The organism is Janthinobacterium sp. HH106 (genome assembly GCF_001758725.1).
Classification (GTDB): Bacteria; Pseudomonadota; Gammaproteobacteria; order Burkholderiales; family Burkholderiaceae_D; genus Janthinobacterium.
The window spans coordinates 1-19478 of the sequence record NZ_LRIC01000027.1; the positions used below are offsets into that span (position 1 = coordinate 1).

Below are 19478 nucleotides of genomic sequence, written 5' to 3' on the forward strand. Positions count from 1 at the left end.
GGCGACGTTCTGCGATCCTGCCCCGCGCAGCAGAGCAGTGCTCGCCAAACGCTGGTGACGGCTCAGTGCGGCGAACTGGGCGATGAAGGTTTTCCATTCGGCTGGCTGCATGGATGGCTCCCGTTTGTCCGATATATACGGTCAGACAGCCGGGGCTGGGGAAGATTCCTGAACTTCCCCTACTTAGCGGGAACAGAGCCAAGAAATAAGACGGTTTATATATCGAGTGTGCTGGCGCCCTGCGCCTCCACCACCCTGTTGCGGCCCGCCTGCTTGGCCGCCTGCAGCGCCTCGTCGGCCCGCTTGAACAGGCTGACGGTGCTATCTTCGGCGCGGATGGTGGTCACGCCCAGGCTGGCCGTCAGCTGCAGCACGGCACGCTCCGTCTTGACGGGCAGCGCTTCGACGGCGGCGCGGATGCGTTCGGCCACCATCAGCGCATCGGCCAGGGTCGTGCGCGGCAGCTGGATGGCGAATTCGGCGCCGCCCAGGCGGCCCATCAGGTCGCTGTCGCGCAGCTGCTGGCGGCAGGTGTCGACGATGGTTTTGAGCACCGCATCGCCAACCGGATGGCCATAGCTGTCGTTGACTCTTTTAAAATGGTCGATATTGAGCACCACCAGCGCCGTCGGCAAGCCGGGCCGGCGCGCCAGCGCCATCCACGGCGCCAGCGCCTGGTAAAAGCCGCGCCGGTTCGGCACGCCCGTGGCCGCGTCGAGCACTTCCAGGCGCGCCAGCTCGCCGCCCAGTTTTTCACGCGACAGCAGCAGATAGCCGAAGGCGTTCGTCAGCATCATCAGGTACAGGGCGCCGAATCCGGCCAGCTGCATCAGCTCCGCATCGAAACCGGGAACGGTGGCGGCAAGCACGCCGCGCGCGGCGATCAGCAAGGACAGCACGCCCATGCTGACGACGAGGAAGCGGCGCAGCATGCTCGCCTCGCGCCATTTCAGGCACAGGGCGGCCACGCCGGCGAGGAAAAAGCCGGCCACGATGAGCGAGCCGCCGGCGCTGCGCAGCAGCGGCGCCACGTCGAACAGGTAGCAGGCGGCAAACAGGGCCACCGACAGGCCCAGCGCCGGCAAGACATAACGTCGCCATCCGCCGCGCCCGGCCGCCTGCCACAGCGCGCCCGCATCGAGCGCCATGCCGGCAAACAGCAGGCTGTTGCCGAGCAGGATGGAGAGGAAATCGGGCAGCACGCCGCGGAAATACAGCAGGCACCAGGCGATGGCCTGGCATTGCTTGGCCACCGCCCAGGTGGACATGCTGAGCGACTTTTTGCGCTCGTATTCGAAGAAAAACAGGGCCGCGCACAGGCTCAGGTTGCCGAGCGCCAGGGCCAGTACCAGGGTCTTGATATCCATGGGCTACGCCATCGCCGCGAATCCGCGGCACGCTGTGTCAGATTTCGTGTTCGACATTGGTGCTGCCGTCGCCGATCTTGCTGGCCCACGCCTGCACGAAATACTGCTTTTCCACGTCGCTGGGCGCTTCGTGCCAGAACACGATGAGGGTGCCCTTGTGGTCGTGGATCTGCGCCACTTTTTCAATGAAGCCGACATTGCCGGCCTGGTCCGCCAGCGCCGCCGCGTAGCCGTACACGCGCGTCAGCCGCTCGATGCGGTCAGGCTCCGTAAAACTGTTCGTCGCCGTAATGATGGGGTGATCCAAAAACATGCTTGTCTCCATGGTGCCCGACTGCGCGGCCGTGCCGCCGCGCGCCGTATATCTGCATATACGCATGCTCGGCGCGGATTAATCGGGTATGCTCACGGGAGCTTATCAGATTTCTCTGAATGCAACAAAGCATCTTCCCCAGTCCACTCAGCGAAGTCGTCCCATGCCGGAACACAGAAGCACCACCCCACTTGCCCCGCAGGTGCATACCTGTGGCGACCGGCGCCGCCTGGAATTCCAGCCCGGCATGATCCAGAGCGAAATGCTGCTGTCGCGCCCCGACCATCTGCTGCTGCGCTATGCGCGCGCCATGATGTGCTTTACCCTGTTCGTGCCGCGCCCGCGGCACATCCTGATGGTGGGCCTGGGCGGCGGTTCGCTGCTGAAATTCTGCCACCGCCACCTGCCCGACACGCGCATCACGGTACTGGAATTGCGCGCCGACGTGATCGCCCTGCGCGAGCAGTTCATGCTGCCGCCCGACGACGCGCGCCTGCGCATCATCGAGACGGATGCCGTCAGCTATATCCGCCAGCATCCGGGCTGCGCCGACGTGCTGCTGCTCGACGGCTACGACGAAACGGGCTTGCCGCCCGCCCTCGGCAGCGCGCGCTTCTATGCGGACTGCCTGCGCGCCCTGCTGCCCGGCGGCGTGCTGGCGGCCAACCTGTTCAGTTATGACGAGCACTATCCCGCCATGCTGGCGCGCCTGATGCTCACCTTCCGCGGCGCCGTCTGTCACTTCGACGGCATCGCCGGCAACAACCGCATCATCTTCGCCGCCAAGCCTGAGCAAGGCCAAGGCGCCGACGGCCGCGCCGTGCGCGTCGTGCGCCTGGTGCGCTGGCGCCGGGTATGCGGCCTGGCTTTCCTGAACCGGCTGCTGCCGGCATGGCAACTGTGGCGTTTGCGCCGGCAATCAGGCGCACGCGACAACTGATAGTCGTCTGCCATGGCCATCTATATTGTTGCTTATTAGCAGCGATCTGGTACAAAATTCGCATGATGGATGTGGTTTATGACAAACTACGGCCTGCGCGGGCCGGCAGGTGCTGCCGAGCAATTGTGTCCATGAAGTGAGATAGGAAAAACCATGCTGCGTGGCCGCCTGCCATTGTCGATTTCCGCCGCGGCCGCGCTGACCTTCGCCTGCGGCGTCAGCGTGACGGCCGTGCTGTTCGCCGCCATCAGCCAGCTCGAATACGACAAGATGAGCCTGAGCCTGCAGCAACGCGCCGGCGCCAGGGTGGCCGCCATCGAGCAGGGACTCGACGACGCGGTCGAGGTACTGACCACGACGAACCAGCTGTTTGCCGCCGTCGTGCCCGTCACGCGCGAACAGTTCCACGACTTCACCACGCCGCTGCTGCAGCGCCACCCGTTCATCCAGGCCTTCAATTTCCACCGCATCGTGCCGCATGCGCAGCGCGCGGCATTCGAAGCCGAGCTGCGGCGCATCGTGCCCGACTACGCCATGATGGAAATGCGCGACGGCGTCATCGTGCCCGCGACGACGCGGGCCAGCTACATGGTGGTCGACTATCTCGAACCCTTGCAGGGCAACCGCCCCGCCTTCGGCCTGAACGTCAGCCCGAGCGGCATGCTGGCGCGCGCGCTGGAACAATCGATCATCACCGGCCAGACCACCGCCACAGGCCTGCTGACCCTGGCGCAGGGACCGCAGCAGGGCTTCGTCATCGTACGGCCCGTGTACCGCCACGGCGTGCCCCTGCAAACGGTGCAGCAGCGGCGCGCGGCGCTGATCGGCGATACGGCGGCCATCGTGCGCGCCGGAGAACTGGTGCAGAAAATCCTCGCCGGTGCCGACCTGCTGGGCGACCCGCAGCTTGAACTGAGCGTCTATGCCGACGCCGGCGCCGACCCGCGCCAGTTGATCTTCCGGCACGGCCAGGCGCCTGCCGACGAAGCGGGCGTCACCTGGGAGGTGCTGCCGCGCTGGCTGCACTTTGCCTACCACAGCCATTATGACCGTGCCTTTTTTTCCGCCGGCCGGCCCTGGCACGTGCGCGTGGTGGCCCATCCGCGGCCCTTCCTGGCCGACCACCTGGGCTCGCTGTTCACCGTGATCATGGGCTTGCTGTTCAGCTTGCTGACGGCCGCCTTCGTGCAATCGCTGACGCAACGCTCGCGCCGCGTGCAGCTGCTGGTGGAGCAGCGCACTGCCGACCTCAAGCGCAGCAACGAGCTGCTCAGCGCCGACGTGCGCGCGCGCCAGCGCACGGAGCGCGCCCTGCAGGAAAGCGAAAAACGCTTCCGCCGCCTGCTGGCCTTGTCCTCGGACTGGTACTGGGAGCAGGACGCCAACTTCTGCTTCACCCACATCACCAGCGGCTTCACGGACAAGTCGAACATGCCGCTGGAACGCTTCATCGGCATGACGCGCTGGGACAACAACCCGGAGATGCGCAATTCGCGCTGGGGCAAGCAGCATATCGCCAATCTGGAAGCCCACCTGCCCTTTTCCAACCTCGAATATGCGATGCACGACCGCAATGGCCAGCTGCGCTGGTTCAGCGTCAATGGCGAACCGCTGTTCAACGAGTTCGGCGAATTTCGCGGCTACCGGGGCACGGGTTCCGAAATCACGGAACGCAAGCTGGCCGAGCAGCAAATCCAGCACATCGCCCACCACGACGTGCTGACGGGCTTGCCCAACCGCGCCCTGCTGCGCGACCGCCTGGCGCAAGCGATGGCCCTGTCGCGCCGCAAGAACCGCGCGCTGTGGGTGCTGTTGATCGACCTCGACCGCTTCAAGTTCGTCAACGACAGCCTCGGTCACAAGGCCGGCGACCTGCTGCTGAAAACCATCGCCACGCGCCTGCAGGCCAGCCTGCGGGAAACCGATACGGTGGCGCGCCTGTCGGGCGATGAATTCGTCGCCATCCTGTGCGAACAGGCCGACGAAGCGCTCAGCGCCGCCATCGTGCAGCGCGTGATGGATGCCGTGGCCCAGCCGGTATTGCTGGATGGCAAGGAATTCTTCGTCACCTGCAGCATCGGCGTGGCCGTCTACGACATGTCGCGCTACGACGCTCCCGGCGACGTAACCCTCAATGGCGAGACGCAGAACCTGATCGAGCAGGCCGACATCGCCATGTACTGCGCCAAGAAACAGGGCCGCAACAACATCAAGTTCTACACGACGGCCATGAACCAGGCCACGCTGGAGCGCCTGCGCATCGAGACGGCGCTGCGCAACGCCCTGGAGCGCGAGCAGTTCGTGCTGCATTACCAGCCGCAGCTGGACCTGGCCAGCGGGCGCATTGTCGGCGTGGAAGCGCTGCTGCGCTGGCAGCATCCGGACCTGGGCATGGTGGCGCCGCAGCGCTTCATCGCGCTGGCGGAAGATACGGGCCTGATCGTGCCGATCGGCGCCTGGGTCATGCGCGAGGCGTGTGCGCAGGTGAAACGCTGGCATGCGGCGGGGCTGGACCCGCTGCGCCTGGCCGTGAACCTGTCGGCGCGCCAGTTCAACGAGCCGAACCTGGTCGCGTCGATCGCCGCAGTGCTGCTGGAAACGGGCCTGCCGCCCGCCTGCCTGGAACTGGAACTGACGGAAAGCCTGTTCATGCACGACGTGGCGCTGGCCGTCAGCCAGCTGCACGACATGAAGGCACTGGGAGTGCAGCTGTCGATCGACGACTTCGGCACCGGCTATTCCAGCTTCGCCTACCTGCGCACCTTCCCCATCGATGTACTGAAGATCGACCGCAGTTTCGTCGGCGACGTGGCGCGCGACGCGGACGACGCAGCCATCGTCGTCTCCATCATCGCCCTGGCGCACAATCTGAAACTGCGCGTGGTGGCCGAAGGCGTGGAAACGGCCGAGCAGCTGGACTACCTGCGCCAGCACGGCTGCGACGAGGCGCAAGGCTATTACTTCAGTCACCCGCTGCCCGCGCACGAGGTGGAACTGCTGCTGCGGGCCGAAACGAAGGAAGCGAACGCCGCGGCCTGACGCGCGTGCGCGCAGGCTAGCCGGCCGGCAGCCTGGCGAGCAGCGCCAGTTCCTCCCAGTCGTCAGCAAGACCGGCTGCCGCCAGAAACTCCGCCACGCCCTCGCTGGCGTCGATGTCTGGCGCGCTGCCCGGCTCGGCCCACAGGTTGTCGCATTCGGTGCAAACGACCACCTCCTGCCCCGTCTTTCTGACTTTCGCAAGAATCAGGTCGCCGTATTCGCCGCAGGTGGGACACTGCATGCCCTTCTCCTTCATGCCCGGCCTACAGCTTGTGCTGCAGGAATTCGAGAAAGCAGCTGATGCGCTGCGCCAGCTGCGTGTTGCGGTAGTAGACGGCATGGATCTGCTGGCGGTAGCCCGTGTAGAACGGCTGCAGCACTTTCACCAGGCGGCCGGCGGCGATATCGTCCTTCGTCATGAAGTCGGACAGGCAGACGATGCCCTGGTCGTGCAGGGCCAGCTGGCGCAGGGTTTCGCCGCTGGAGGCGGCCAGCGCGGGCACGATCTGCAGGCTGTTGCCCGCTGCGTGGCGCAGCGGCCAGTTGTTGCCCAGGTCGTACTGGGCAAAGCCCAGCAGCGCATGGCCTGCCAGCGCTTCCGGCGTGGCCGGTTCGCCGTGGCGCGCCAGATAGGCGGGCGTGGCCAGCACGTGCAGCGGGCTGGCAGTCAGGGCGCGCGCATGCAGGGTCGAGTCGACCAGGGCGCCGATGCGGATGGCGATATCGGTGCGGTGCTCGAGCAGGTCGGCGATCTGGTCGTTGCTGGTCAGCTCCAGGCGGATCTCCGGATACATGGCGCGAAATTCGGCCACGTGGGGCACCACGCAGTGGAGCATGAAGGGCGAAGCGGCATCGACGGACAGCCGCCCGGCCGGCTTCTGGCGGCGGATGCGGATCGACTCTTCCACGTCTTCCATCGAAGCGAGGATGGCGCGCGCCTTGTCAAGGAACAGCTGCCCTTCTTCCGTCAGCTCCATGCGCCGCGTGGTGCGCGTCAGCAGCGAGGTGGCCAGCTTGTCTTCCAGGCGCGACAGCGCCCGGCTGACGCCGGAGGTGGTTTGTCCCAGGTGCACGGCGGCCGCGCTCAGTGTGCCGCTGTCGATGACGGTGACGAAGATTTTCAGGTCGTCCGAGTTGATGTCCATTCTTGCCCTTGTTTCACAGATCAGGGCATTATAATGGATTACAGGCAATAGTCAGCGAGGGTGGCCCGGCTGCGCGCTACGTCAGGCAACGTAGAACAAAATGGCGATAAAGTGGCAACTGCTGCCGGCCAGCACGAACAGATGCCAGATGCCGTGGCCATGGCGCAGCTTGTGATCGGTGGCATAGAAAGCGATACCGCCCGTGTAGCACAGCCCGCCCGCCACCAGCCACAGGAAACCGTTCCACTCGAGCGCCGCCAGCAGCGGCTTGATGCCGATGACGATCAGCCAGCCCATGGCCACGTAAATCACCAGCGACAGGATGCGCGCGCCTTTCGCGTACACATATTCCTGCACGATGCCAAACAGCGCCAAGCCCCAAACGACGCCGAACAGCGACCAGCCCCAGGGACCGCGCAGGGTCACCAGCATGAAGGGCGTGTAGGTGCCCGCGATGAGCAGGTAGATGGCGCAATGGTCGAGCCGCTGCAGCACGGCCTTGGCCTTGCCGCGCACGCTGTGGTACAGGGTGGAAGTGAGGTACAGGGTCAGCAGCATGGCCGCGTACACGCTGCAGCTGACGATTTTCCAGGGGTCGCCCGTGCGGGCCGCCGCGACGATCAGGATGACGCCGCCGATGGCCGCCAGCGCGGCGCCCACCGTATGGGAAATGCTGTTGAACCGTTCACCGTGGTACATGCTTAACACCGCTTTGCTAAGACGCAACAGACACCCGGGGTCAGACCCGTCGGGTCTGACCCCAGCCTTACGTTGCGGGTGTCAATCAAGCAACTTCCGCCTTCTTGCGCGCGGGACGGCGCGCCGGCGTCTTGCGCGGCGCCTTGGCCGGCTTGTCTTCGGCCACGACGGCCACTTCCACCGGCGCCGCCTCAATCACAGGCGCCGCTTCCGCCACGGCTTCAGCCACCTTTTTGGCCGGCTTCTTCGCCGCTGCCGTCTTGCGCGCCGGCGTGCGCGGCTTGGCCTTCGGCTTCGCTTCGGCGGCCGCTTCCACGATCGCTTCGGCTACCGGTTCAGGCACGGGCGCAGGCATGGCTTCCGCCACCGCCACCTCGACGGCCTCGACGCGCGCTTCACGGCCGCCATCGCCGTTCTTGCGGCCGCCACGGCCATTGCGGCGCGAACCGCGCTTGGCGTTGCCCTCGTCCGCCACGACCTCGACTGCGGCTTCGGCCACTTCATGCACGATCTCCGGCTGCGGCGCCGGCGCATACTGCTCGACGGCCGTTTCCACGTCGGCCACCGGCACAAAAGCCTGTGGCGCGGACTCGCCGCGGCGCTGCTCGTTCTGCTTGCGGCCGCCACGGCCATTGCGGCGCGAATCGCGGCGGCTGCCGCCATCGCGGTGATTGCCCTCTTCCGCCGTCGCGCCGGCTTCGCCGCTGGCGATGACTTCACTGGCGACTTCCCCGTTCACGGGCGCAGCGACAGGCACCAGGCCGCTGCTGCGGTAGACATAGGCGCCCGATTTCTCGTCGCGGCCGAATTCCAGCAAGCCGCGCGTCTGCGCTTCTTCCAGCAGGTTGCCGAAGGTGCGGAAACCGTAATACGATTCGCTGAAGTCCGGCTTGCGGCGCTTGATCGCCTCCTTCAGCATCGAGGCCCAGATCTTGCCGCTGTCGCCGCGCTCCGAGACCAGCGCGTCGAAGGTGGCGACGGCCATTTCGATCGCTTCCGTCTTGCGCGACTCGTATTTTTCCTTGCGGCGCACTTCTTCGTCGGGCGAGCGCTTGGCCGCCGGAGTTTCGCGCGCGTCGCGCTTGGCGGCCGTGCGGCGGCTCTCGCGCACCAGGTCATCGTAGAAAATGAATTCGTCGCAGTTCGCCACCAGCAGGTCGGACGTCGACTGCTTGACGCCCACGCCGATCACCTGCTTGGCGTTTTCGCGCAGTTTCGACACGAGCGGCGAAAAGTCGGAATCGCCGCTGATGATGACGAAGGTGTTCACGTGGGCCTTGGTGTAGCACAGGTCCAGCGCATCGACGACGAGGCGGATGTCGGCCGAATTCTTGCCGGACTGGCGCACGTGGGGAATTTCGATCAGTTCGAAGTTCGCCTCATGCATGGTTCCCTTGAAACTTTTATAACGGTCCCAGTCGCAATATGCCTTCTTGACAACAATACTGCCCTTGAGCAGCAAGCGTTCGAGGATAGGCTTGATATCGAATTTTTCGTAATTTGCATCTCGCACGCCGAGCGCGACGTTCTCGAAGTCGCAAAACACGGCCATGCTGAGGTTTTCTGGGGATGACGCCATAAGGGTGAATTCTCGCTGATGATAAGGGCGGACGGGAAGCGCAACGCCTCCCTTTTCGACTAGTATATTCGCCCATCCCCCGTTTCGGCGACAACTATCGTGCGCGGCAGCCTATTGCGCGCCGCCGGCGGCGCTCGCGCTGGCGCCGGCGACGGGCCAAACAACGCTTTCATCGACCGAATACAGCTGGCATGGCAGGCTGCTGCGGCGCTGGCACGAAGCGAGCGCGCGCACATCGGGGCTTTCGCCCTCCTCGGCCCAGCCCCAGGCGCCGCTGGCCGACAAGGCAAAGGCGCGCGGCGCGGTTTTTTCCAGGAAGACGCGGTAGGCGGCGCGGCCCTGCTCTTCCAGGTAGGGCACGGCGGCGATATCGTCCTGCGGCGCGAAATGCGTGGCGGGCGGCGACGGCGCATCGGCCACGCGGTAGACCTGGCGCACCGGCATGCCGATTTTCTGCAAGAAGCGCTCGGTGGCGGGCAGCCACACGGCCACCCCGTCGCGGCTGCCCAGGGTCAGGTGGGCGTCGCGCTTGAACGGGCCATAGGCCAGCAGCTGCGCCCGGCCGCCTGAACCGGTAAAGGAATTGAACAGCCGCCGCGCCAGCGCCGGCGAAAAGTACGCGTCATTCGCGCCATACAGCCACAGGCTGGGAATGTGGTTGTAGGCGCCCAGGGTGGCGAAGGTCTTGGTCAGCGCCCCTTGCCAGTCGCAGCCGGGCATGTCGACGCGCAAGCCGCCCGCAAAATTGAGCACGCCGCGCACGCCGGGCACCATCCGTGTGGCCAGCGCCAGCGCCGCCATGCCGCCGTACGACTGCCCCGCGACGACGATGCGCTGCGGGTCGACCCAGCTCTGGCGGCGCGCATACGCGAGTGCGGCGAGCATGTCGCGCGCCTGGCCCTGGGCGTTGCCCAGCATGTCGCAGCCGAAATCGCGGTAGGCGCCCGTGGAGCGCGCAAAGCCGGCGCGCATCGGCAGCATCACGGCATAGCCGCGGCGCACGAACTCGGTCGCCATATAGATGAAGCGCTCGCGCTGCTGCAGCCGGGCCGGGCCGGCCTGCTTGCCGTGGTTCATCAGCAGCAAGGGAAACGGGCCGGAGCCGGGGGGACGAAACACTGTCGTCTCCAGCGTCTCGCGCAAGCCGTCGCCGGCCGGCACCATGATGACTTGCTCGTTCAGGCGCGCATCGAGCGGTAGCTGGGAGGGAACAAGCTGGGCTTTCAGGGGCAAGCAAGGCAGGCTGAGCAGCAAACCCAGCAAAATGGGGCGTAACAGGTGGAAAATGACGGACTCCGTGGATGACTTCCCTGCCAGTCTAGGCAGTGAAATACCACAGAACAATATAAAAAAATTACGTGACGTACATATTTTTTGCGGCAAGCACCTGCGGGAAAAATTGTTGCCTTGCGCCACCACACTTTTTCCGCAGACGGGAGTAAACTGGGCGTATTCTGAAGGAGTTGCCATGTCCATATCCGCCCTCACCACCGGTACCTCGGGGCTGACCGCCAACCAGCGCGCGCTGGATGTGGCCGCCAACAATATCGCCAATGCGAATACGCCGGGCTTCCAGCCGCAGCAAGCCGAATTCCAGGAAGCCAGCCCGGCCGGCACTGGCGTCACCCTCTCCGTCGAGGGGCGCAAGCTGGCCGCCAGCGAAAGCGTCAGCGGCTCCAATGCCAACGCGGCCAAGGCGTCCGAAAGCCGGCCGAACGGCGTGGGCCTCGCTTCCGAGCTGACCGATAACCTCGTCTACAAGGCCGGTTTCAACCTGTCGGCGAACGTCGTCAAGGCGGCCGACCAGGCACTGGGCAGCCTGATCGACGTCAAGACTTAAGCACAGTCACTAGCGCTTAGATAGTCTGCTTGTTCATTTCCAGCGCCAATGGCGCCATCGCCGGCGTGATCAGCGCCAGCAGCCGTTCGGCCGGAATGCCGTCGCGCGCCTGCACCGACAAGCCATGCAGCAAGGCCGCATAGTAGTCGCCCAGCGCCTGCACGTCCGCCTCCGCTTTTAACTCTCCCGCCAGCTGCGCCGCGCGCAGCCGCTCGATGACGGCTTGCGTGCGCGCGCGGCGGTGCTGCGCCAGCCAGTCGGCGATGCCCGCGTTTTCCGCGCTCGTGTTGGTGGCGGCCGTCACCACCATGCAGCCTTGCGGCTGGCCGCTGCGCGTATATAGCAGCACGGCTTCTTCCAGCATGCGCGCCACCGCATCGCGCACATTCAGGCTGGCCGCCAGCGCGTGCACGGCAAACGCGCCCTCGCCCGTTTCGTACAGCTCCACGGCTTCGCGGAACAGCTGCTCCTTCGAGCCGAACGCCGCATAGATGCGCGCCGAGGCGATGCCCAGCGCCGCCACCAGGTCCGCCATCGACACCCCCTCGTAGCCACGCGTCCAGAACGCGTCGCGCGCCTTTGCCAGCGCCAGCGCGCGGTCGAATTCCCTCGGTCTTCCTGCCATCTTGATCCTCTGCTTGCGAAGTGGCGGCCAGTATAACGCCTGGCGCCCGCGCCGCGTTCGCCATTTATTTTGCATCACGGGCTTGACCGCGCCAACAATTTCGCCTATTCTTTGTCGATCGACAAACAATAGGAGCCGATATGAAAACCATCCAAGGACCAAGCCTGCACCTGGCACAATTCGCCGCCGACACGGCGCCCTTCAACACCCTGCCTGCCATCGCCGAGTGGGCGGCCGGCATGGGCTTCAAGGCCCTGCAGATTCCCGCCTGGGATGCGCGCCTGTTCGACGTGGCGCAAGCGGCGCACAGCCAGCAATACTGCGACGACCTCGTTGCCATGCTGGCCAGCCATGGCCTCGTCATCAGCGAACTGACGACGCACATCCTCGGCCAGCTGGTGGCCGTGCACCCGGCCTATGACGCGCTGTGCGACAGCTTCGCCCCGGCACACCTGCACGGCCAGCCGGCGGCGCGCACCGAGTGGGCCATCGAGCAAGTGAAACTGGCGGCCATGGCGTCGAAACGCCTGGGCCTGACCGACATGGGCACGTTTTCCGGCTCGTTCGCCTGGCCCTACCTGTTCCCTTTCCCGCAGCGCCCGCCCGGCCTGATCGAGGCGGCCTTCGACGAACTGGCACGCCGCTGGCTGCCCATCCTCGACGTGTGCGAGGAACAGGGCGTCAACCTGTGCTACGAAATCCACCCGAGCGAAGACCTGCATGACGGCATCAGCTTCGAGATGTTTTACGAGCGCGTAGGCCGCCACCCGCGCTGCAAGATGCTGTTCGACCCCAGCCACTTCGTGCTGCAGCAGTTGAACTACCTGGAATTCATCGATATCTACAAGGACCATATCCGCATGTTCCATGTGAAGGATGCGGAGTTCAATCCGACGGGGCGGCAAGGCATTTACGGCGGCTACCAGTCGTGGGAAAACCGCGCCGGGCGCTTCCGCTCGCTGGGCGACGGCCAGGTCGATTTCAAGGCCATCTTCTCGAAGATGGCGCAAAACGATTACGCGGGCTGGGCCACGCTGGAATGGGAATGCTGCCTGAAGGATCAGGAGGTGGGCGCGCGCGAAGGCGTAGCCTTCATCAATGCCCACATCATTCCCGTCACCGACAAGATCTTCGACGACTTCGCCGGCGCCCCCGTCAGCGCACAACAGATCAATACCCTGCTCGGCATCGAGCATCACTAATCAAGGAAACATATGAACGACTACATTCACGACTACGTCCGCATCGACGGCCAGCGCCTGCATTGCGTCATCGCCGGTCCCGGCACCGGCAAACCCGTGCTGCTGATCCCCGGCTGGCCGCAAACCTGGTATGCCTGGCGCCACGTGATGGCGGCGCTGGCCGCCAGCGGCTACCAGGCCATCGCCATCGATCCACCGGGCAGCGGCCACTCGGAACGCCCGTCCGGCGGCTACGACACGGGCGCCGTTGCCGCCACCCTGCACCGCGCCATGCTGGCCCTGGGCCACGCGCAATACGACGTGGTCGGTCACGACATCGGCATGTGGGTCGGCTATGCGCTGGCCAGCGATTTCCCGCAGGCCGTGACGAAACTGGCGCTGACGGAAGCCGTGATTCCCGGTCTGGCGCCCGCGCCGCCGATTTTTGTCGCGCCGTCCGACAACATCTTCCTGTGGCATTTCATGTTCAACCAGGTGCTCGATTTGCCGGAGATGCTCACGGCGGGCAAGGAACGCGAATACATCCGCTTCATCCTGGACCGCTGGTCCTACCGCCGCGACAAGGTCGCCGTCGACGTGTATGCGGATGCATATGCCACGCCGGGCGCCTTGCGCGCCGGCTTCGCCTACTACCGCGCCATACCCGAAACCATCCGTCAAAATCTGGAACGGGCAAAACGCAGCCTGACCATGCCGGTGCTGGCCATCGGCGCCGACCATGCGACCAACGACGCGCCGCTGCTGACCATGCAGGGCAAGGCGGACAATTTGCAAGGCGCCATCGTCGCCGAATGCGGCCACTTCATCATGGAAGAACAGCCGGAAGCGTTCATCGCCCACCTGCTGCCCTTCCTGGCCGGAGAAAAATCAGCATGAGCCTCGATCCGCTGATTGCCGCCTGGCTGGAAGAGATAAAAGATGCGCCGCCGCCCGCCTCGCTGGCGGACCTGCGCGCGGCCACGGAAACGGGGTTGCGCCAGCTGCATGGCCCCCTGGAAGACGTCGCATCCATCACCGATTACGTGCTGCCGGGCGAGCATGCGCTGACCGTGCGCGCCTACGTGCCCGCCGGCGCGGACACGGGCCAGCCCCTGCCGGCCATCGTCTTTGCGCATGGCGGAGGATGGTGTCTGTGCTCGCTGGACCTGTACGACAATCCCTGCCGCGCGCTGGCCAACGCCACCGGCTGCGTGATCGTTTCCGTCGACTACCGGCTGGCGCCCGAGCACAAGTTCCCCGTGCCATTGAACGACTTTTACCGCGCGTTATGCTGGGTCGCCGAACATGCGGCGGCGCTGGGCATCGATGCGAAACGGCTGGCCGTGGGCGGCGACAGCGCGGGCGGCAACCTGGCGGCCGCCGCCGCCCTGATGGCGCGCGACCAGGCCGGTCCCGCGCTGGCGCATCAGCTGCTGCTGTACCCGGCGCTCGATTTTGCCTTCGACACGCCGTCCTACCAGCGCTATGCGGAGGGCCACTCGCTGACGCGGGAAGCGATGCGCTTTTGCTGGTCCGCCTACCTGAACGAGCCGGCCGACGGCGCGAACCCCTACGCGGCGCCCCTGCGGGCAACGTCGCTCAAGGACTTGCCGCCGGCGACGGTGCTGGTATGCGAGTACGACCCGCTGCATGACGAGGGCGAAGCCTATGCGCGGTATTTGCGCGACGACGGCGTGGCGGCGCAATGCGTGCAGCTCGACGGCATGATCCATGCATCGATACACATGCTGGGCTTGGCACCAAAGGCGCGGGGATTGTTCGACGTGGCGGGCCAAGCAATGAAAAGTGCCATGTTTGCGTAAATAGTCCACTAGAAAAATGCTGGGGTCTGACCTGGCGGGTCAGACCCCAGCATGCCTCTATTCCACCAATTTGCGCACCTCGATGGCGTTCAGCCACTTCACATGGCGCGGACCCGTGCGGATATCCTTGGCCGAGATGAGGGCGATCTCGCCATCGCTGTCGTCGAGCGCCTTGCCGTTCTTTTCGTAGTAGACGATCATGCCCTCGCCGGCCGGCGAGTTATACAGCTCGCCCCAGGAAAACACCACCGCATAGCCATCGGTGGCCGTGGCGATGATGGCGAGCTTCTTGACGTCGTTGTGGCCGGGCGCATCGAGCGCCGCCTTGTCGAGGATGTCGCGCAGGCGCACGCCCTTGTAACTGGTGATGGTTTCGGCCTTGTCGCCGTTGTGGCGCGTGACGGCGATGTCCCCGCCATTGGCTTGCGGCAGCCGGCGCAGGTCCGCCACCGTCAGGGTCAACGGCGTTGCCACCTTGCCCGTGACGGCAAGCGCGCGGCTCATGTTCTCGCGCGCCGGCGCCGGGTCGGCCCATGCGGGGGCCGCCGCCAGCAGTGCGGCCGAAGCCAAACCAAGGAATATTTTCTTCAACATGCTGTGTCCTTTCATGACAGTGAAAACTCAGAACTGGTATTGCGCATTGGCCAGCCAGGTGCGGCCAGCGCCGGGAAAACCGTCGGCCAGCGCATAGTTGCGGTCAGCCAGATTGCTCACGCCCGCTTCCAGGCTCAAGGCCGGCAAGGGGCGGTACACGGCCTTCAGGTTCACTGTCGTAAAACCGCCAAGCTCCAGCGTGTTCGAAACCCAGCGCCCGCTGTTCGCTTCCGCGATGGCCACCACGTCGACCTGGCGCGCCGCGTGCAGCACGGCGTGCGCCGTCAGCTTGTGGCGCGGCACGTCCGTCAGGCGGATGGCACGGTCGCTGACGTTCTTCATGTCCGTGTACGTGTAGTTGCCGCCGAAATCGAGCCATGCGCCGGCGCGGCCGCGCACGCCCAGTTCCACGCCGCTGATTTGCGCCCTGCCCGCGTTGCGCATCTGCGCACGCACGCCCGCCACATTCGCCACGCTCTGGATCTTGTCCTTCACGTCGCTGTAGAACAGGGCGGCATCGAGCGCCATCCCGCGCACGCTTGCCTGGTAGCCCAGCTCATAATTCATTGCCTCTTCCGCGCGCAAGGCCGGGTTTTCAATATATGTGCCCAGGCGCTGCGAGTAGCGGTCCTTCAGGGTCGGCAGGCGCGACTTGCGCGCCACGGTGGCGTACACGCGCGATGCAAGACCGGTCTTGTGGAACAGGCCCGCCTGCAGGTCGGTGGCCGATTGATTCTCGGGCAAGGTATACGCATTGCCGGCGCTGTAGACGGTGTCCGGGCGCAGTGCATTGCGCGACACGCCCAGCGACAGTTCCGTCGCCGCATTGAGGGCGATGCTGTCTTCCGCGCCCAGGGTCCACAGGGCATCCTTGTACCAGGTGGTGCGCACGCCCCTGGCGTCGAGTTCCTGGTGCTCGTCGGCCTTGTAGCTGGCCACGACGCGCAGGCTATGCGCGGCCAGGCGGAAAGATTCGAGTTCCACCGCGCCGCCGTTCGTGCGGTCGTTATAGATGCTGCGCCCGCCGCTGACGCTGCCCTGGCCGCTGGTTTTCAGGGTCGCGTAGCTGCCGTTTGTATAGGAGGTGATTTCATTGTCGTAGCTGTCGTGGTACAGGCGCAGTTTCAGGCGTTCCTGCTGGCCCAGACGCGTCTGCGAGACGAGATACACGCTTTCCTTGTTCCAGTACGGCCACTGCCAGTAGCGCGCGCCGACGGGGTTCGTCGATGGCGGCTGGCCCTTTTCGCCATGCTGCTTGTAGTAGCTGAGCGCATATTCATCGCCCGCATGCGCGCCATCGGGCGTGTAGCCCACCTTGAACGACAGTTTATGATCCTTGCGATAGGCGTTGTTGCGCATGCCGCCATCTTCCGTGGCCGTGGGGCGGAAGTCGGACGACAGGGGAAAGCCGTCGCTGTCGATGTAGGACACGCCCGCCTGCAGATACCACAGGCCCTGATTCGTACCCACGTTGGCCGACACCTGGCGCTCGCTGCCCGAACCGAATCCCACTGACGCATCGCCTTCCATCAAAGCCGTCGGTTTGCGCGACACCAGGTTGATGGCGCCGCCCAGGGTATTGGCGCCGTAGGCCACGGAACTGAAGCCCTTGGCCACCTGGATGGCGGCCAGGTCGCTGGTCGTGAAGCGGTTGAAATCGACATAGCCGTCATACGGCACGTAGACGGGAATGCCGTCGATGTACAGCGGCACCTGGCGCGCATCGAAGCCGCGGATGGCGACGGTTTTCTCGTTGCGCGCATTGGTCGACAGCGACACGCCGGACAGCAAATTGAGGGCGTCGCCCACGTTGTCGCGGTTAAAGCGGCGCATCTCGGCGCGGCTCACCTGCGCACCCACCGGCTGTTCCACCTGGCCGGCCTGCTCGCGCTGGCCGATCGCCGTCACCGTGCCCAGCACGAACGGCGCAGCCTCCTCTTTGCCTGCTGTCTGCTGCGCCTGCACCGTCTGCGCCAGCGCCAGCATCACGGCGCCTGCCACTACCTGTTTCACCATCGTCATCTTGTTCTCTTCCGTTATATATCGTTTTATATAGCGATATGCAAAAAAGCGGCCACTCGTGCGGCGGCCGTCACCCAACAGCGCAATATACAGACGTATATAGCGATGCTCAAGCTGGGAGAGGCAAAACGGGCGCGCAAGTCAATTTCCTGGCGATTTTTCATGCACCGCACCATTTCGCTGTGCGAACGAATGTTTCACAAAACGGTTGACATGCGCGAGTCGGCTAGGCAAACTGATTTCCAGGGAGCCAGCAAATGAATGCAAATATGACAAATATTCAGGCCGCAGCAGATCCGGAAATCATCGTCTTCAGCGATGACGAAGAAGGCAAGGACCGCCAGTTCGTCAACGCGCTGGCGCGCGGCCTCGAAGTGCTGCGGTGCTTTCGTCCCGGCGAAGTCTTCCTGTCGAACGCGGACATGGCCAAGCGCACGGGCATCCCCAAGCCCACCATTTCGCGCCTCACCTACACCCTCACCAAACTCGGCTACCTCAATTATTCGGATAGCCTGGGCAAGTACCAGCTGGGCGCCGGCGTGCTGGCCCTCGGCTACCGCATGCTGTCGAACCTGGACGTGCGCAAGATGGCGCGTCCGCTGATGGAGGAACTGGCCGAACATGCGCAGGCGTCCGTGTCGCTGGGCACGCGCGACCGCCTCAGCATGGTGTACGTGGAAACGTGCCGCAGCAGCGCCAACGTCACGCTGCGCCTCGACGTCGGTTCGCGCATTCCCCTGATGACGACCGCCATGGGCAAGGCCCTGCTGTGCATCCTGCCGCAGGCCGAGCGCGACTACCTGATGGACCATGCGCGCGTGCACGAGACGGAGCGCTGGCCCCGCATCAAGGCCGGCATCGAGCAAGGCTTCAAGGATTACCAGGACCGGGGCTTTTGCATCTCGGCCGGCGAATGGCAGAACGACGTGCATGCCGTGGGCGTGCCCATGCTGGGTGCCAACGGCGAACAGGTGATGGCCTTCAATTGCGGCGGCCCCGCCTTTTTGCTGTCGCGCGAAAAACTCGAATCGGACCTGGGACCGCGCCTGGTCGCCCTGGTCAGGACAGTGGAAAAAAACCTGGGCCGCGGTTAGACTGCGCGCCCCCTCTCAACAACAGATCAAATCACAGCGCCGAGGAACCCGATGATACGCGACGAAGAAACCCTGAACATCCTGCTCGACAGCATCGCCCGTTTCGTGCGCGAAGTGCTGGTGCCGAACGAGGCGCTGGTGGCTGAAACGGACACGATCCCGCCCGCCATCGTGGCGCAGATGCGCGAACTGGGCCTGTTCGGCCTGTCCATTCCGGAAGCCTACGGCGGCCTGGAACTGAGCATGGAAGAGGAAGTGCGCGTCGCCTTTGAAATCGCCCGCACCTCGCCCGCCTTCCGCTCGCTGATCGGCACGAACAACGGCATCGGTTCGCAAGGCATCGTGATCGACGGCACGGAAGCGCAAAAACAATACTATCTGCCCAAGCTGGCGGCCGGCGAGATCATCGGCTCCTTCGCGCTGACGGAAGCGGGATCGGGCTCCGATGCCGCCTCGCTGCGCACCTCGGCCGTGCGCGATGGCGACTTCTATATCCTCAACGGCAGCAAGCGCTACATCACCAACGCGCCCGAAGCGAGCATCTTTACGGTCATGGCCCGCACGGACCCCGTCAAGCGGGGCGCCTCGGCCATTTCCGCCTTCATCGTGGAAAAGGATACGCCGGGCCTCTCGCTGGGAAAAATCGATAAAAAGATGGGCCAGCAAGGCGCGCATACCTGCGACGTGATCTTCGAAAATTGCCGCGTGCCGGCCGCGAACGTCATCGGCGGCAAGGAAGGCGTGGGTTTCAAGACGGCCATGAAGGTGCTCGACAAGGGCCGGCTGCACATCGCCGCCGTCTGCGTGGGCGCGGCCGAGCGCATGCTGGCCGACGCCCTCGCCTACGCGATGGAACGCCAGCAGTTCGGCCAGCCCATCGCGGAATTCCAGCTGATCCAGGCCATGCTGGCCGACAGCAAGGCGGAAATCTACGCGGCGCGCAGCATGGTGCTGGACGCGGCGCGCCGGCGCGACAACAAGGAAGACATCTCGACGGAAGCGTCGTGCTGCAAGCTGTTCGCCTCCGAAATGTGCGGCCGCGTGGCTGACCGCTCCGTGCAGATCCACGGCGGCGCCGGCTACATCAGCGAATACGCGGCCGAGCGTTTCTACCGCGACGTGCGCCTGTTCCGCATCTACGAAGGCACGACGCAGATCCAGCAGATCGTCATCGCCCGCAACATGATCAAGGCGGCGCAAAAGTGAAGGAGGCCGCG

18 protein-coding genes are annotated in these 19478 nt (G+C 64.9%); 8 read left to right on the forward strand and 10 right to left on the reverse strand.

The genetic code is table 11. From position 1 onward, the window contains the following. Positions 1-215: 215 nt before the first annotated feature. Both JAB8_RS12085 and JAB8_RS12090 read right to left on the reverse strand, forming a co-directional pair. Positions 216-1367 (reverse strand): GGDEF domain-containing protein, encoded by a 1152-nt coding sequence (locus tag JAB8_RS12085; RefSeq protein ID WP_070222978.1) that lies wholly within the window; start codon positions 1365-1367, stop codon positions 216-218. 37 nt (positions 1368-1404) lie between these two features. Next, positions 1405-1680 (reverse strand): hypothetical protein, encoded by a 276-nt coding sequence (locus tag JAB8_RS12090; RefSeq protein ID WP_070222980.1) that lies wholly within the window; start codon positions 1678-1680, stop codon positions 1405-1407. A 163-nt stretch (positions 1681-1843) separates the two neighbouring features. On the opposite strand from JAB8_RS12090, the gene JAB8_RS12095 reads away from it, so the two are divergent. Together JAB8_RS12095 and JAB8_RS12100 are read left to right on the forward strand one after the other, a co-directional pair. Beyond that, complete coding sequence (locus JAB8_RS12095; RefSeq protein WP_070222982.1) at positions 1844-2620, forward strand: transferase spermidine synthase; 777 nt, start codon at positions 1844-1846, stop codon at positions 2618-2620. 153 nt (positions 2621-2773) lie between these two features. Next, on the forward strand, positions 2774-5659 hold the full coding sequence (locus JAB8_RS12100) for an EAL domain-containing protein (RefSeq protein WP_070289678.1): 2886 nt from the start codon (positions 2774-2776) through the stop codon (positions 5657-5659). A 16-nt stretch (positions 5660-5675) separates the two neighbouring features. Here JAB8_RS12100 and JAB8_RS12105 read toward each other — a convergent pair whose 3' ends face one another. The 5 genes from JAB8_RS12105 to JAB8_RS12125 all read right to left on the reverse strand — a co-directional run bounded on the left by JAB8_RS12105 (position 5676) and on the right by JAB8_RS12125 (position 10315). Continuing rightward, complete coding sequence (locus tag JAB8_RS12105; RefSeq protein WP_070289679.1) at positions 5676-5900, reverse strand: hypothetical protein; 225 nt, start codon at positions 5898-5900, stop codon at positions 5676-5678. A 22-nt stretch (positions 5901-5922) separates the two neighbouring features. After that, a complete protein-coding gene (locus tag JAB8_RS12110) occupies positions 5923-6804 on the reverse strand; it encodes a LysR family transcriptional regulator (RefSeq protein ID WP_070222987.1) in 882 nt (293 codons plus the stop codon). A gap of 81 nt (positions 6805-6885) precedes the next feature. Beyond that, positions 6886-7503, reverse strand: coding sequence for a hemolysin III family protein (locus JAB8_RS12115; RefSeq protein WP_070222989.1), 618 nt, complete (start codon positions 7501-7503; stop codon positions 6886-6888). 85 nt (positions 7504-7588) lie between these two features. Continuing rightward, on the reverse strand, positions 7589-9082 hold the full coding sequence (locus JAB8_RS12120) for an NYN domain-containing protein (RefSeq protein ID WP_070289680.1): 1494 nt from the start codon (positions 9080-9082) through the stop codon (positions 7589-7591). A gap of 111 nt (positions 9083-9193) precedes the next feature. Beyond that, entirely contained in the window at positions 9194-10315 is a 1122-nt protein-coding gene (locus tag JAB8_RS12125) for a CocE/NonD family hydrolase (RefSeq protein WP_254679505.1), read from the reverse strand. 235 nt (positions 10316-10550) lie between these two features. Between JAB8_RS12125 and JAB8_RS12130 the strand changes: the two genes are divergently transcribed. Next, a complete protein-coding gene (locus tag JAB8_RS12130) occupies positions 10551-10922 on the forward strand; it encodes a flagellar basal body protein (RefSeq protein ID WP_070289681.1) in 372 nt (123 codons plus the stop codon). A 16-nt stretch (positions 10923-10938) separates the two neighbouring features. On the opposite strand, the gene JAB8_RS12135 is transcribed toward JAB8_RS12130, so the two are convergent. Beyond that, on the reverse strand, positions 10939-11547 hold the full coding sequence (locus JAB8_RS12135; RefSeq protein ID WP_070218208.1) for a TetR/AcrR family transcriptional regulator: 609 nt from the start codon (positions 11545-11547) through the stop codon (positions 10939-10941). Between the two features lie 140 nt (positions 11548-11687). Here JAB8_RS12135 and JAB8_RS12140 point away from each other — a divergent pair, with 140 nt between their 5' ends. From JAB8_RS12140 to JAB8_RS12150, 3 genes are read left to right on the forward strand one after another with little or no spacing between them, the layout of a single operon-like run. Beyond that, the gene (locus JAB8_RS12140) at positions 11688-12749 is read left to right on the forward strand and encodes a sugar phosphate isomerase/epimerase (protein ID WP_070218209.1); all 1062 of its coding nucleotides are present in this window, start codon (positions 11688-11690) and stop codon (positions 12747-12749) included. Positions 12750-12761: 12 nt separating this feature from the next. Further along, entirely contained in the window at positions 12762-13625 is an 864-nt protein-coding gene (locus tag JAB8_RS12145; protein WP_070289682.1) for an alpha/beta hydrolase, read from the forward strand. Continuing rightward, positions 13622-14551 carry an alpha/beta hydrolase gene (locus tag JAB8_RS12150; RefSeq protein ID WP_070289683.1) on the forward strand — a complete coding sequence of 310 codons (930 nt, stop codon included), beginning with the start codon at positions 13622-13624 and terminating at the stop codon, positions 14549-14551. The genes JAB8_RS12145 and JAB8_RS12150 overlap by 4 nt, the downstream gene beginning before the upstream one ends. Before the next feature lie 57 nt (positions 14552-14608). On the opposite strand, the gene JAB8_RS12155 is transcribed toward JAB8_RS12150, so the two are convergent. Beyond that, complete coding sequence (locus JAB8_RS12155) at positions 14609-15145, reverse strand: molybdopterin-dependent oxidoreductase (RefSeq protein ID WP_254679507.1); 537 nt, start codon at positions 15143-15145, stop codon at positions 14609-14611. Between the two features lie 27 nt (positions 15146-15172). Further along, complete coding sequence (locus tag JAB8_RS12160; RefSeq protein WP_083287691.1) at positions 15173-17167, reverse strand: TonB-dependent receptor; 1995 nt, start codon at positions 17165-17167, stop codon at positions 15173-15175. 269 nt (positions 17168-17436) lie between these two features. Here JAB8_RS12160 and JAB8_RS12165 point away from each other — a divergent pair, with 269 nt between their 5' ends. Together JAB8_RS12165 and JAB8_RS12170 are read left to right on the forward strand one after the other, a co-directional pair. Then, positions 17437-18261, forward strand: a complete 825-nt coding sequence (locus JAB8_RS12165) for an IclR family transcriptional regulator (RefSeq protein WP_070289685.1) — start codon at positions 17437-17439, stop codon at positions 18259-18261. A gap of 51 nt (positions 18262-18312) precedes the next feature. After that, positions 18313-19467 (forward strand): acyl-CoA dehydrogenase family protein, encoded by a 1155-nt coding sequence (locus JAB8_RS12170; protein WP_070289686.1) that lies wholly within the window; start codon positions 18313-18315, stop codon positions 19465-19467. The last annotated feature ends 11 nt before the right edge of the window (positions 19468-19478 follow it).